This window comes from Mastigocladopsis repens PCC 10914 (assembly GCF_000315565.1).
Classification (GTDB): domain Bacteria; phylum Cyanobacteriota; class Cyanobacteriia; order Cyanobacteriales; family Nostocaceae; genus Mastigocladopsis; species Mastigocladopsis repens.
This window is the reverse complement of the sequence record NZ_JH992901.1, coordinates 3401654-3415896: the sequence shown is the minus strand read 5'-3', so window position 1 is coordinate 3415896 and position 14243 is coordinate 3401654. Positions and strand designations below refer to the sequence as shown.

The 14243-nt window shown below is 44.5% G+C and carries 17 protein-coding genes and 1 other RNA gene; 4 read left to right on the top strand and 14 right to left on the bottom strand.

Annotated features, from left to right (window positions below; genetic code table 11):
* Positions 1–104: 104 nt before the first annotated feature.
* The 4 genes from MAS10914_RS0117400 (at position 105) to MAS10914_RS0117385 (ending at position 2868) form a co-directional block, all read left to right on the top strand.
* Positions 105–506, top strand: a complete 402-nt coding sequence (locus tag MAS10914_RS0117400; RefSeq protein ID WP_017317226.1) for an STAS domain-containing protein — start codon at positions 105–107, stop codon at positions 504–506.
* A 416-nt stretch (positions 507–922) separates the two neighbouring features.
* Entirely contained in the window at positions 923–1405 is a 483-nt protein-coding gene (locus tag MAS10914_RS0117395) for a Mini-ribonuclease 3 (protein WP_017317225.1), read from the top strand.
* Positions 1406–1498: 93 nt separating this feature from the next.
* Positions 1499–2479, top strand: a complete 981-nt coding sequence (gene rlmB / locus MAS10914_RS0117390) for a 23S rRNA (guanosine(2251)-2'-O)-methyltransferase RlmB (RefSeq protein ID WP_026082618.1) — start codon at positions 1499–1501, stop codon at positions 2477–2479.
* Between the two features lie 86 nt (positions 2480–2565).
* Complete coding sequence (locus MAS10914_RS0117385) at positions 2566–2868, top strand: DUF1816 domain-containing protein (protein WP_017317223.1); 303 nt, start codon at positions 2566–2568, stop codon at positions 2866–2868.
* Between the two features lie 223 nt (positions 2869–3091).
* On the opposite strand, the gene MAS10914_RS0117380 is transcribed toward MAS10914_RS0117385, so the two are convergent.
* The 14 genes from MAS10914_RS0117380 to atpB form a co-directional block, all read right to left on the bottom strand.
* Positions 3092–3943, bottom strand: a complete 852-nt coding sequence (locus tag MAS10914_RS0117380) for an alpha/beta fold hydrolase (RefSeq protein WP_026082617.1) — start codon at positions 3941–3943, stop codon at positions 3092–3094.
* 38 nt (positions 3944–3981) lie between these two features.
* Entirely contained in the window at positions 3982–4110 is a 129-nt protein-coding gene (locus tag MAS10914_RS36230; RefSeq protein WP_017317221.1) for a hypothetical protein, read from the bottom strand.
* 58 nt (positions 4111–4168) lie between these two features.
* The gene (locus MAS10914_RS0117370) at positions 4169–4864 is read right to left on the bottom strand and encodes a CAP domain-containing protein (RefSeq protein WP_017317220.1); all 696 of its coding nucleotides are present in this window, start codon (positions 4862–4864) and stop codon (positions 4169–4171) included.
* A 514-nt stretch (positions 4865–5378) separates the two neighbouring features.
* The gene (locus MAS10914_RS0117365; protein WP_017317219.1) at positions 5379–6125 is read right to left on the bottom strand and encodes a CAP domain-containing protein; all 747 of its coding nucleotides are present in this window, start codon (positions 6123–6125) and stop codon (positions 5379–5381) included.
* Between the two features lie 264 nt (positions 6126–6389).
* Positions 6390–7214 (bottom strand): DsbA family protein, encoded by an 825-nt coding sequence (locus MAS10914_RS0117360; RefSeq protein WP_017317218.1) that lies wholly within the window; start codon positions 7212–7214, stop codon positions 6390–6392.
* 539 nt (positions 7215–7753) lie between these two features.
* Positions 7754–8143: a transfer-messenger RNA gene (gene ssrA, locus MAS10914_RS32905) on the bottom strand.
* Between the two features lie 75 nt (positions 8144–8218).
* Positions 8219–8434, bottom strand: coding sequence for a hypothetical protein (locus MAS10914_RS34325; RefSeq protein WP_232224181.1), 216 nt, complete (start codon positions 8432–8434; stop codon positions 8219–8221).
* 18 nt (positions 8435–8452) lie between these two features.
* A complete protein-coding gene (locus MAS10914_RS0117350) occupies positions 8453–9400 on the bottom strand; it encodes a F0F1 ATP synthase subunit gamma (RefSeq protein WP_017317216.1) in 948 nt (315 codons plus the stop codon).
* A gap of 188 nt (positions 9401–9588) precedes the next feature.
* A complete protein-coding gene (gene atpA, locus MAS10914_RS0117345; protein ID WP_017317215.1) occupies positions 9589–11109 on the bottom strand; it encodes a F0F1 ATP synthase subunit alpha in 1521 nt (506 codons plus the stop codon).
* 95 nt (positions 11110–11204) lie between these two features.
* Complete coding sequence (gene atpH, locus MAS10914_RS0117340; protein ID WP_017317214.1) at positions 11205–11759, bottom strand: ATP synthase F1 subunit delta; 555 nt, start codon at positions 11757–11759, stop codon at positions 11205–11207.
* Positions 11759–12319 (bottom strand): F0F1 ATP synthase subunit B, encoded by a 561-nt coding sequence (locus tag MAS10914_RS0117335; RefSeq protein WP_017317213.1) that lies wholly within the window; start codon positions 12317–12319, stop codon positions 11759–11761. Before MAS10914_RS0117335 ends, atpH begins: the two co-directional genes overlap by 1 nt.
* A gap of 111 nt (positions 12320–12430) precedes the next feature.
* Positions 12431–12922 carry a F0F1 ATP synthase subunit B' gene (locus tag MAS10914_RS0117330; protein ID WP_017317212.1) on the bottom strand — a complete coding sequence of 164 codons (492 nt, stop codon included), beginning with the start codon at positions 12920–12922 and terminating at the stop codon, positions 12431–12433.
* 137 nt (positions 12923–13059) lie between these two features.
* The gene (gene atpE / locus MAS10914_RS0117325; RefSeq protein WP_010994186.1) at positions 13060–13305 is read right to left on the bottom strand and encodes an ATP synthase F0 subunit C; all 246 of its coding nucleotides are present in this window, start codon (positions 13303–13305) and stop codon (positions 13060–13062) included.
* Positions 13306–13397: 92 nt separating this feature from the next.
* Positions 13398–14150, bottom strand: a complete 753-nt coding sequence (atpB, locus tag MAS10914_RS0117320) for a F0F1 ATP synthase subunit A (RefSeq protein ID WP_017317211.1) — start codon at positions 14148–14150, stop codon at positions 13398–13400.
* Positions 14151–14243: the final 93 nt, after the last annotated feature.

The following is a 14243-nucleotide window of genomic DNA, read 5'->3' as shown; positions in this document are numbered from 1 at the left end:
ATTGGGGATCTGGGGAGCAAAAAATCAGTTCTTCCCCTGTGGCCTTGTGCCCATTCCCCATATCCAAGCAAGTTGTAGACAATCTACACTAAAACCATCTATACTTGAGCGTTCACCAGAACTATGAGGAGGGAATTATTGCTGAGCCACTTAATCTAACTGTAAGCCTGAGAGGCACTCGTGAAGTCCGGGATAACTGTCAGCTATTCCGCCTCACAGGTTTGTTAGACGCCTTTTCTGAACCAACATTTCGCAAGGTACTTGGGAGCAAGATTGAAGAGGGACCAAAGCACATTATTCTGGATCTCTCGCAAATCGATTTTGTTGATAGCTCTGGCTTGGGTGCTTTGGTGCAGCTAGCTAAGCAGGCTCAAAACTCCGAAGGTACCTTGCAAATTGTTACTAATGCCCGTGTCACTCAGACGGTCAAGCTTGTTCGCTTGGAGAAGTTTCTCGCCCTACAATCTTCAGTTGAAGCGGCTCTAGAAAACACCAAGTCGTCTTGATTGCTTGACCTGAGAGCTTAATATAGCTATCCGATCATCCAATCTGGATAGCTTAAATTTTTCTCAGATAAGCAAAGATATATGGTGTATAAGACTCAAAGATAGCTTGCAGTATGCTATCATAGTTGAATATAAGATTTATTTCATACTTTACACTTTATACTTTAAGCTTTAAAAGTATCCTTGTTTTTAGCGCCCAGACAAATCATTTTGGATACTTTTAGATTTCAGACTTCACTTTAAGCCCCTTGAGTATAAGAAATGGCAACTAGAAATTGAAAAAAAGATAAAATTTAGGCAGTAATTTTTTTAGCTGTGATTAAGCTTAGGTATATCTGCACGGCATTCTGCGGGTAAACGAATAAGTCTTCCCGAAGAAAGCCTCCATAATAGAGCCTGCGAGGAAAAAAGAACTTGTGAGATCGAAGGAGGAAGACCCACTAGATGGATCAAATGAAGCTTCCAGTCAGAATTCAGTTTGGTATGAACTACTAGGGGCAACAAAAGAGCATTTATCCCAAGAGATTTCACAGGCACAGCTGCAACAAATTTCTCCTACTGCTTTAGCTTATTTGGGAGACGCAGTTTATGAACTGTACATCAGAATGTTTTATCTGCTACCACCTAGGCGCTCAGAAACATACCATCGTCTAGTCGTGTCACAAGTCAGAGCAGAGACCCAGGCTAAAATGTTGCAGACGCTGTATCCTCATCTGAGGCACACCGAGTTAGAAATTGTCCGACGGGGTCGCAATGCTGCCGCAAGGCGCCCTAGGCGGGTCGATCCCGCGACATATCAACAAGCAACTAGTTTAGAAACTTTAATTGGCTACCTGTATCTCACCGATTTCCATCGCTTAACCGACCTGTTGCAAAAACTTCACCTGGAAAAGCTGTGAGAAATTAAACTCAACAATAGCAAAACTTGTAGAGTAGGTTCGGTAAATAGAGGTAACAAGGACGCCCACCTATAAGCTCTACTAATGACTCATATGATCAATAAACCAAGAAAAATCAAGACTTCTGGCGAACCTAATAGTGGGCAACCCTTGAAAATGAAGGGAAAGCGTGTTATTTCTCATCCAAGTCGCGCTTCCAGAGATAAAGGTGCCAACACCCTAACAGAAGGCTCACGCCAACATCGTAACTTCTCCTCCAGTTCATCCACTTCTTTTCAACAATCAGAAGATACGGATTTGATCTACGGTCGTCATCCAGTGTTAAGTGCTTTGGAGAATGAGCGCAGTCTCAACCGGATCTGGATTACTTCCCGTCTGCGCTACGACTCCCGCTTTCACTCGCTGATTTTACGAGCGAAGGAAAATGGCACAATTATTGACGAAGTTGAGCCTAAGCGCTTAGACCAAATCACAGACCAAGGGAACCACCAAGGTGTGGCAGCGCAAATTGCTCCGTATGCTTATATTGATTTGGATGCGTTGATTGCACAGACAAAATCTGTTACAGATCCCGTGATTGTTGTTGCTGAGGGGATCACTGACCCCCACAACTTAGGAGCAATTATTCGCACTGCAGAGGCGTTAGGCGCTCAAGGAATGGTGATCCCGCAACGCAGAGCATCTGGTATTACCTCTACAGTCATGAAAGTAGCTGCCGGTGCTTTAGAAAATTTTCCCGTGGCTAGGGTGGTGAACTTGCAGCGTGCTTTGGAAGAACTGAAAGCCGCTGGCTTTTGGATTTATGGCACTGCTGCTCAAGCAAGCGAACCTCTGCATACGGTAAAACTCAACGGTCCTATTGTTTTGGTAATTGGTTCTGAAGGCGAAGGTCTGAGTATTTTGACACAACGTCATTGCGACTTTTTGGTGTCGATCCCCCTACAAGGTCAAACTCCTAGCCTGAATGCCTCAGTAGCAGCAGGTATGGCGCTTTATGAAATTTACCGTCAACGCTGGATAAATACGCTACACCTGGATAAATTCCCAAAAATTTCTTTGAAAAAAGAACAGTAAAACAGAGTATAAAGAAATGTAAAACAATCAAAACTAGCAGCATATCGTTTAGAACCCAGTACCACATTTAGAAATCGGCGAGAACCATGAAAATCGTTTGGCATAACCTTAAGGAATCTTTGATTAACCTATTCCAGAACTTGGGCTTAGCTTGGTGGGTAGAAATCGTGACGCAATATCCCCGTTGCACCTACTACTTTGGACCGTTTCTCAGTTCTGTTGACGCAAAAGCGGCGATAAAAGGCTACGTAGAAGATTTGGAACAAGAGGGAGCGCAGGGAATTATTGTTAATGTCAAGCGCTGCAAGCCAAATGCTTTGACGATTGCTGATGACCTGGGGGAAAGGATTGACCGCAAAGTAAAGCCTGTCTTTAGCGGTCAAATGTAATTAAACTGAGGAGAATTTAGAACTCAGAATTCCTAAATATCCCTACTAGTGAATGCAGGGGATTCAACAAGCAAAAAATTATTCATCTCCATAAATAAAAATTGGAGATTTTATCATGACTCGACATCCGGTTACAAAAGAACTCTCCGGCTGTGATCGAAGAGTAGTTCTGAGTTCTTTTCTCGTCAGAAGGCTAGTTAGTAGTTGTGCTTAAGCGCAACTACTAACTTACAACCTGTAGATTCTTCTCAAGCCAACGGTCAATGTCGCTTAATACTTGATCGGGGATCTCCCACGGGAAAAGATGGGCAGTATTAGAGTAGCAGTGCGACTGACAATCTTTGAGGTAACGAGATGTTTCTAAGCTGGCCTCAGCTGTGATGTGGCGATCGCATTCCCCAGCCAGCACAAGAGCGGGACATTGAATTTGTTCTAGGTCTGTTAGTCGATTGTACCCTGCCCCAATCGCGGAATAAAGAGCGCGAGTGGCAGGAGCAGAAGTTTGCAAATAGGCTGACAACGCATCCTTTGCTATGTAGCGGTAGGCAGTGGGATTGTGTTGTTGGATTAGGTAGCGAAAGAGCGATCGCTTGCCAAAAGTTTCAATATTCCACTGCCAATCTGGTTTTATGAAGCTTAAGAGGGCGGCAACACCAGTATAAACATTATCTTGCCAAGTCACAGGCGGATGATTGCCTCTGGGTCGGGCAGCTGTAGCCACCAAAATTAGCCCAGTGACTCGTTCCGGTAGCCGCAGTGCCAGTTCCATACCTAGAATGCCACCTAGCGACCATCCTAATATCAGACATTTTCTTATCCCAAAGCGGTCTATAAGCGCTTCTAAGTCGGTTAAATGGTCGTGCATGGCAAAATTGCCATTAAACCAACTTTTCCCGTACCCGCGCAAGTCTGGGGCAAAAGTTTGAAAGCGTTTTGATAGGTGATTGGTAAAGACAGAAAGACTAGAACCGGAACCAGGATGACCATGTAAACACAGAATTGGGAAGCCTTTACCTTGAACGTAGACGTTAAGGTTAGTAGCAGGTGAAGTTGTTTGACTGCGGTGAGCACTCATCGTTAATAATTCGTAATTGGGAAAAACTAGGAGCGGACTCAATTTCGTTGAAATCGGTCATTCTCAGGAAAACCGCTACCAATATTGGCGTAATGCAAACTGTCAAGAATGGCGCGTTGATGTTCAACAGTTGTTGTATCCAGTATATTTAAATGATAAATTGGCATCAATTATGACTTCTTGAGAGTGCGTAACAAAGCTTTTAGACAAATTATGAATTCTCAATTACGAATTTTCTCTATATCCTCCTGCATAGTTAATCACGCACATCTGCCTGTATGCAGTGTGAACCCCAAAAGCAACTCCAGCCACCTTAAAAGTAGGGTTAAACATATTTGTTCTATGACCGCGATCGGGTACTCCGTCGTCAATAATTAATTGCATAACAATATCTTGTGCCGTATGGGAACCATAGCTAATATTTTCCCCAGCAGTGAATTTCCAACTCCCGTAGCGGTTGAGGCGAGTAAAGGGGTCACTCTTATCGCTCCCCTTGTGACCCAGAATCCCTTTTGAGCCTTGGTCTTTGACATGATCCCTAGCCGCCAAAGACATTCCTTTGGATGCCGTTAAAGATCCCACTGGACGGACTGACTTGAGAAAGGCGATCGCCTCATCAACCGCTTTGACTCCTTCGTGTGTTTGCAAATAGACTCGACTAGAGATTCTAACTCGATTGCCTTCAAAACGTTGTCTATAGTTTTCTAATACAGCAGCATAAGCAGCGGGATTTGTTCTCGCCTTATTCATTTCTACAATCACTTGTTGTTCAAGACGCGAAAGAGTCTTTGGGCGTACCAAAACATCAGAATCTTCTTCTTCAGGAATGTTAGGTACAAAGGAGTCAGACTCAAACAATGCATCACAAGATGTAGTTAATAAAGTCATGGGGATAAATATCCAAAATACCATCCGACGCATCAACGACCTCATAACTTTGAAGCGACCAATCAATATGTATTGAGATCCATAAATTTATAACTAGTTTCCAGATGACTTGATAAGCTTCTCGTTTTTAAAGCAGACGAATGTTACACCGCTTATTCTGATGATTAGACCACAAATCTTCTGGTGGGCATTGCCCATAAAAGCTTATGTGATAGACATTTGAGATATAGCTATAGCCCAATACGGTTCAGTTAAGGATTTTTGGTGAGATTCGGTCAGGTGTAGAGACGCGCCATGGCGCGTCTCTACATTGTGTTCCTGATAAGGGTTTTGGTCTTATCTGAACCGTATTGAGCTATAGCCACCTTAGCTGAAAACCGCTGTCATAAAAAAACTCCCGTTATAATGCAAAAGCATTTAACGAGAGAGTGCTAACAAATTTCAATTCAGCAGGTCGGCACAAATAAATGTAACCCGTTCGGGCTGGAAATAGGGAATAGGAAAGAACCATTTCGCATTCCCTATTCCCAACCCCAAAAAGCCATGTTTAATTACCCCCATTTGCTGAAATCAATTTTTCTTGATATCCTGCTGCGTAGGTAATCACGCACATCGTTTTGTATCTGGCGTGATTTCCATAAGCAACCCCAGCCACTTTAAAAGCGGGGTTAAAAATGTTTTTTCTATGACCGCGATTGGGCACTCCATCATCAATAATTAACTGCATGACGATCTCCTGAGCCGTCGTGGGACCATAACTGATATTTTCCCCAGCAGTGGTTTGCCAATGTCCGTAGCGGTCAATCCGAGTAGATGTGTTACTACCATCGCTGCCATGATGACCTCTCTTACCTTGTGCTCCATTATCTTTGACATGATCTCTAGCACCTAAAGACATTCCCTTAGATGTGGTTAAAGCACTAACAGGACTCACTGAGTTGAGAAACTCAATTGCTTCATCAACGGCTGTTAGCCCTTCGTGTGTTTGCATGAAGCCTTGATTAGAAACTTTTACTCGCTTACCTTGGAAGCGCTGTTTGTAGCTTTCCAAGATAGGGATGTATGCCTTGGGATTTGTCCGTACCTTGTTCATCTCGCTCATAACTTGTTGTTCCAAAGGCGTCAGGTAAGTTTGCTGTGTATCTAAAGTAGGATTGACTGCTTGAACTGCACTGGGAGCGGCATTCCTTACATATTCTTCTCCTGCTAAAGATGGGCTGGATATAAATAGTTGAGAGCTACAAGTTGCTATCAGAGTCATAGGGAAAAACACACTGAATCCACTGCGACGCATTAATGACCTCATGATTTCTGTTCCACCGAAGTTAATAGGGTTGTCTTGGATGCACCACGTTTTGCTCGGGTTAATTATGTGGTACTTGGTTTAATAGAGCACTTAAACTGAACTCAGTACTCTGCAACCTTTGTAACCTTGCAAACCAAAGACAGTAAACAGTGAGCCTACCGAAGTAGGCTTTATGAGCGATTACCTGCGATTCTCAAGCTACGTACGTATCAAAAAATATGTAATATATAATACTTAGTTAGAGCCGAGAATTTACTGAACACGACTCAATGCATTCTCCAGATCCGAAACCTGCAATGCACCCGACAAAGTTTCACCATTCATCACAAAGAAGGGAGTGCCAGAAAGTCCCAATCTCTCAGCAAGCTGTACATCTTTCTCAATTGCAGTTTCACCAAGGAGGCGTTCGCCCGTAAGGGCGCGGCTTTGCCGATGCTCCCAAAGGGAGCCGCCCAAAGAGCGATCGCGTTTAAACTTTTCGAGATCCAAATTTAGGTTTTCGGCAATGTCTAAATACAAAGGCTCTCCCAGTTGTTTTTGATGGGTAAAGAGCGCGTCTTGGTACTCCCAAAATTTACCTTGTTGTTGTGCTGCCCAAGCAGCAACTGCTGCTGGCATTGCTTGAGGATGAATAGGTGTGAGAGGGAAATGTTTATAAACCAAAGTGACTTCATCCTTATGCTTTGCCATAAACTGTTTTAGGGTTTTATGTGCTTGGGCACAGTAGGGACATTGAAAATCTGAGAATTCTACCAATAAAGTCTTAAACTCAGTTGAGCCAGTCGTGGGAGACTCACCAATCACCTCTTGGGGATTGGTTTTCATTTGACGCACAAATTCTTGTTGTGCTTGTTGTATCTGTGCTTGTTGCTTTTGTTGGTACGCTTGTACTGATTCTATGAGGGCTTCCGGGTGTTCCCGGATAACTTGTAAGATTTGCTGTTCTAATTGAGGACTGATGCGATTCGCTGCATCTGCCGGGAGTGATGAACCTAACACTAAACACAGTATGCATAGTGCTACTAAACGACCTAGCCATTGAACATTTTTACCGAGCCAGTAGGAAAATGCACGCATACAGAAACAGATTGTTGATACAATTTCTACCATTTCTTAGTATTCACTGAGTTGGGTAATAGCGATCGCTCAAAATTACACATCACTAATAGGTCTTTGTATAAACTCTAGTAATACTGTTGGAAAAATTACTCCACACCGTGAGAAAAAAGTGATATATATATAGGTTGTTTAATTCTGCTATCATGGACAGCACATTAGAGAAATTGCTAGTTTGCCTAGGCAGATTTGGTTCTTGTAGCCGCAGGCTAAAGCCTGAAGGCTATTGGTGTAAGACATGATTTGAGTTATTAGCTATTAATTAAAGCTTTGTGATTTCGAGTACAGCGATTTTGCTCTCACTAGATTTTTCTCGAAAAACTGGTAGATGCTACGGTATAAGAAATACAGAAATATTTACAATTAAACTTAGCTACTGGCTTGCTAAATTCCTTGCCACAAGCTGGGTTTTGACAAGTCACAACTACTTTTGATTCAGCCATAAAAAACAAAATCCACCTAGCTATAACTCTACCAGGTGGATTTCATGTTTTATTTATTAGTGGAGCTTATGGGAGTTGAACCCATGTCCGCAATGGGTATTGACCCCCCACTCATTCACAGGTTTAGCCTTTCTGATCCTCAAGGCGGGAAACGTTCATTATCCCGAACGCTAGGATGCTCTGGTTAATTCTTAGCTAGCAAGCAAACCAGAGATACTTGCTAGAGCATCCGTTGGGGGTTGGTCTCTAGCCCTTAACGGAGTCAAACTAGAGACGCTCGAATCTGTTAGAGATTATTAGGCAGCTGCTAGAGCTTGCTTACGAGCAAAAGGTACGATGTTGTTCGCATTTACTTTTTTTTTGAGCCTTTGATTTTCGAGAGACGACTCACTCTCGACCTGAATCATAGAGTAGCTTTCGCCACCACGTCGAAACCGTTAAAGCCCCATGTGGTTCATCTATAGTACGATTATAGTACGCTCTGGTTGAAATCTGTCAGTTTTAGAAAAAATTTTTGAATTTTTATCGGGGGAGACGAGGAGGCTGCGCCGTGCGGGGGTTTCCACCGTTGTAAGCCCTATGTCCTTCGGACACGCGAAGCGTCTCCGTGCCTCCGTAGGAGGAGCTTACGCTAACGCCTACGGCGTGCCGCAGGCATAGGAGATAGCAAGTGGCGTGCGGCTGCCGTGGAGATAAGGGAGATAAGGGAGAGTAGAAATTTTCCATTCGCTTCCTCATCTTCCTCATCCTCTGGTTCTAACCTAGTGCTTCGGCACCACCGACAACTTCTAGGATTTGCTGGGTAATTGCGGCTTGGCGCGCTTTGTTGTAAGACAGTGTGAGAGAACCAATCAAGTCCTTAGCGTTATCGCTGGCATTGCTCATTGCTGTCATCCGCGCTGCGAGTTCGCTTGCGGCTGATTCTTGTAACGCCCGCAACAGTTGGTTACTTAGATACAGAGGTAGCAAGGAATCGAGAATCTGTACTGGGTCTTGCTCGAAAATCATGTCGCGAGGTAAAACACGGGTTGGGGTGGTCACTTTCTCCCGTGTGACTTCAAATTCACCACCACGGCTTGTCAAGCGAAAGATTTCGTCATCCTGTGCTTCTAAACCTTGGGGGTCAAGGGGAAGCAGGGTTTGCACCACAGGACGAGAGCTTACCAAGGAGACAAACTTGGTGTAAACTAGCTCAATGCGGTCTACGCTTTCTGAGAGGAACAACGAAAGCAATTGGTCTGCAATGTTGGTGGCTTCAGCGGCAGTGGGAATTTGCTCTAAGCCAGTGAAGGTAGCGTTTATGGGCTGTTCGCGACGTTGGAAGTACTGACCGGCTTTGCGTCCTACGATGACAAATTTGTAGTCAAGACCTTCTGCCTTGAGTTCTTTAGTGCGATTTTCGGCACGCTTGATAATATTGTTGTTGTAGCCACCGCACAAACCGCGATCGCCTGAAATTACCAACAGCCCCACTGACCGAACTTGGCGTTTTTTCAACAGAGGTAGGTCTACATCTTCAAACCGCAGACGGGTCTGCAAACCATACAGAACTTGTGCCAAACGGTCAGCAAAAGGACGGGTAGCAATTACCTGTTCTTGGGCGCGACGCACCCTAGCAGCAGCTACCAGCCGCATGGCTTCTGTAATTTTTTTGGTATTTTTTACTGATTGAATGCGATCGCGTATTGCTTTGAGATTTGCCATAATCTTTTACAAGAATTCAGAATTTAGAATTCAGGAGTCAGGATGAAGCTATTTTCTAACTTCTTACTCCTAACTCCTGTCTTATACTTTTGCCAGGAAGGTTTTTTATTCAGAATTCCGAAGTCAAGAGAGAACTAACATATTTTTGCTGACTCCTGACTCCTGACTCCTGATTCCTGATTCCTGATTTACACTGTTGCCAAGAAGGTCTTCTTGTATTCGTTGATTGCTTCCTTCAAAGCTGCTTCCTCTTCGTCACCCAGTGCTTTCTTGGTTTGCACTCCTTGAGTGTACTGAGGTTTGCTGGTCTTCAAGTACTCACGCAGTCCCTGAGTGAAAGCAGTGACTTTATCTACTGGAACCTCATCTAAATACCCGTTGATACCAGCGTAGAGAAGCGCTACTTGCTCATAAACTGCCAGAGGTGCGTTTTGCGGCTGTTTCAAGAGTTCGCGTAAGCGCGCACCCCGTGCTAGTTGGTCTTGAGTTGCTTTATCTAGGTCAGATGCGAATTGTGCGAAGGCTTGCAATTCGTCAAACTGCGCCAATTCCAGCTTCAATTTTCCGGCAACTTTCTTCATTGCCTTGGTTTGAGCAGCAGAACCTACCCGCGACACGGAAATCCCGGGGTTAATAGCGGGACGGACACCTGAGTTGAACAGGTCGGAAGACAGGAAGATCTGACCGTCTGTAATCGAAATTACGTTGGTGGGGATGTAAGCAGAGACGTCACCTGCTTGAGTTTCGATAATTGGTAGGGCGGTCATGCTCCCTGCACCCAATTCGTCACTCAGCTTTGCTGCACGTTCCAACAAGCGGGAGTGGATGTAGAACACATCTCCAGGATAAGCTTCCCGTCCGGGTGGGCGGCGCAGGAGCAAGGACATTTGGCGATAAGCTTGAGCTTGCTTGGATAGGTCATCATAGATAACCAGAGTTGCCTTACCTTTGTACATGAAGTACTCAGCAATCGAAGCACCTGTATAAGGAGCCAAGAATTGCAGGGTGGCTGGGTCACTGGCGTTAGCAGCGACGATCACGGTGTAATCGAGCGCGCCTTTTTCTTGTAATGTCTGCGCAACGTTAGCCACAGTCGAAGCTTTTTGACCGATAGCAACGTAGACACAGATCACGTCTTCGGATTTTTGGTTGATGATTGTGTCAATGGCGATCGCTGTTTTTCCTGTTTGACGGTCGCCAATGATCAATTCTCGCTGTCCGCGACCGACGGGAATCATCGCGTCGATAGCTGTGATACCAGTTTGCATTGGTTCGTGTACGGAGCGACGAGCCACAATACCTGGTGCTGGAGATTCAATCAAACGAGTTTCTGTGGTCTTGATTTCTCCCTTGCCATCAATTGGACGACCCAAACCATCTACAACTCGTCCAACCAAGGCGTCTCCCACGGGTACCTGAGCAATTCTGCCCGTGGCGGTTACGGAGCTACCTTCTTGAATGTCACGACCTTCGCCCATGAGCACCGCACCCACGTTGTCTTCTTCCAAGTTTTGGGCGATGCCAATTGTGCCGTCTTCAAATTCTAGTAGCTCGCCTGCCATAGCCTTGTCAAGACCATAGATACGAGCAATACCGTCACCTACTTGCAGAACGGTACCAACGTTAGCCACTTTGACTTGTTGGTCGTATTGTTCTATCTGTTGCTGAATAATGTTGCTGATTTCGTCGGGTCTAATGCTAATTGCCATTTGTCTATCTTCTTTATATTGCGAGACGGAACGAGGAAGGAATTATGAATTATGGCAAAATTTTTCATAATTCATAATTGACAATTGATTTTTTTCTAAGCGCCACTTAAACGCAATGAGATGCGGCGCAACTGACCCCGTAAACTGGCGTCAATAACTTGAGAGCCTACCCTAATAATGACACCACCAATTAACTCACGGTCAATTTTGGTGTCTATTTCTACTTCATGAGCATTGGTCATAGAAATGACCTTTTCTTTGACTGCTTGTTGCTGAGCTTCCGTTAGGGGAACAGCAGAAATGACTTCCGCTAGAGCAATTTTTTTGAGTTGCCGCAACAGCGCCAAATATTGCTGACAAATTGGTTCCAGCAATAAAATGCGCTTTCTATCTACCAGCAGCATCAAGAAATTGCGGAAGTATGCGTTAGCGCCATCACCGAGGATGCGGTTGATGACTGCTTTTTTGTCTTCTACTGAAACAAACGGGTTAGCAATAAAGTTTTGTAACTGCTCGCTCTCGGAAAGCAAACTCAGTAAGGAACGCACGTCCTCACCGAAGTGATCTGTCAAATTTTTGGACTGTGCTAACGACATTAAAGCCCCTGCATAAGGCACGGCTACTTCGGCTGTTGCTATGTTACTTTTCATCAACTTCCTCCCAGTAGCGCTATGCTGCGGTCAATTAATGTATGTTGAGCATCGTCAGCAATTCCAGTGCGTAATTCTGACTCGGCTTTTTGCAATGCCATAGCGACAACTTTTTGTCGCAGTTGGGCGATCGCTTTTTCCCGTTCTGTGTTCAAGTCAGATGCTGCTGTTTCCTTCATCCGTTCAACATCAACAGCTGCTTGAGCCAGTATGGCTTCTCTTGCTTTCTGGGCGTTCCCTTCAGCCGCTTTTTTGATTCTTTCTGCCTCTGCTTGCGCTTGCGCCAGCTTTTGCTGTTGTTCTGCAAGGGCTGCTGCTGCATCTTTGGTGCGTTGCTCTGCGGTTTGAATCGCACTTGCAATCCGTTCCCGACGTTCTTGGAGCGTATTACCTAAAACTCTGCGCCCGAAGATAAACAGCACACTAATAATAATGGCAAGGTTGATTAGGTTAGCGTCTAAAATATTAGTATTTAGACCAAAACCTCCCTCACCTGCTGCCTCTGTCAATTCACCTCCGACGGCGCCGGCTTGGGCCATCAACAGTAAAAAAGTCCCCATCTTCTTCCATCCACTACTGCGCTGCCAAAGCTGTCCATTTTGTTAGTTGTTAGTTGCTTTTCACTACTAACCACTAACCACTTACTAATAACTTAATAACTATTTTGTTTTTTAGCGCTGACCTACTAAATCAGCTCCTAGAAGCTTTTCTAGTATTTGGCGACTAAGAGCATCGACCTCTTGCTCAAGCGTTGCCAGAGCTTGCTGTTTCTGCTGCTCAATTTCACGAGATGCTTGTTCTCTTTGCGCCTGAGCTTCTCTCTGTGCTTCGGCTGTTTTTTCGGCAGCAATTTTCTGAGCCTGAGCTTGAGCATCAGCAATTACTGTTTGTGCTTGCCGTCTTGCTCCTGCTAATTCTTGCTCATATTGCTGCGCCAATTTCTCTGCTTTTGTCAAGCGCTCCTGTGCCTCTAATTGATTGTTGCGAACGTATTCATTCCGCTCATCAATAGCTTTGCCCAGAGGTTTGTAAAAAACCGCGTTCAAAATTATGGCTAAAAGTAGAAACTGAATTGCCATCAAAGGCAGGGTAGCATCTAAGTCAAATAGCCCTCCTTCTTTGGCAACCTTTTCTACGGCTAATAAGGTCGTCCAGTGTATCATCCTTGCATATTCCTCTATTGTTAGTTCAGCCCCGAAAGCCATAGAGTTATGAGTCCTGAGTGTTGAGTTCTGAGTAATTTTTACTCAGCACTCACTACTTCAGCACTCAATACTGACTAAGCACTCAGCACTTGTTATTATGCGAAGGGGTTAGCAAACAGTAGGACTAGGGCAACCACTAGACCGTAGATAGTTAGCGCTTCCATGAACGCCAAGCTTAACAGCAACGTACCGCGAATTTTACCTTCTGCTTCTGGCTGACGAGCAATACCTTCTACAGCTTGACCAGCAGCATTACCTTGACCAATACCAGGTCCAATAGCAGCTAAACCTACAGCAAGAGCAGCAGCTAAAACGGAAGCAGCAGAAACCAATGGGTCCATGTTATTCTTTCCTTATTTACTGAATCGATATGAGTTGGATTTTGTCATTAGTCATTTGTCCTTTGTAAAGACTAATGACCAATGACCAATGACTAATGATGCTCTTCACCACCATGATGCTCTTCTATCGCTTCACCGATGTAAGCAGCTGCCAAGGTGGCAAAAATCAGTGCTTGGATGGCGCTGGTAAATAATCCCAAAGCCATCACTGGCAGAGGAACGAATAAAGGTACCAGTAGTACCAGCACTCCAACAACCAGTTCATCTGCCAAGATGTTACCGAATAAACGGAAACTTAGGGAAAGAGGCTTGGTAAAGTCTTCAATAATTTTGAACGGCAACATAAAAGCCACAGGTTGGACATAGTTGCCAAAGTACCCTAAGCCCTTTTTGCTGAACCCAGCGTAAAAATACGCCAATGATGTCAACAATGCTAAGGCAACAGTTGTGTTGATGTCACTGGTGGGAGCTGTTAGTTCGCCTTCTGGTAATTTAATCAGCCTCAAAGGAACAAGCGCCCCTGCCCAATTTGACACAAAAATGAACAAAAACAAAGTGCCAACAAATGGCACCCAAGGGCGATATTCTTTCTCGCCAATCTGGTTTTTCGCCAAATCCCGAATAAATTCTAGGGCATACTCCATGAAGTTCTGTATCCCACTCGGAATTCGCTTGATATTACTGCTTGCAGCGATAGAAACTAACACCAGCAAGGCAATGACTAACCAGGAGGTGAGAAACACCTGCCCATGCAGTTTTAAATTGCCAATTTGCCAGTACAGATGCTTCCCCACTTCCAATTCTGCAAAGGGAACAGAATTGAAAACGTTCAGAAAATTGAGCATTTTCTTAACCTATCTATACCTCTCCAATATTAACTGGAGAAGAGGAGCGATTTTGCGGTCTGGATTATTCTTCCGCAAAGAGCGCGTGAGCCT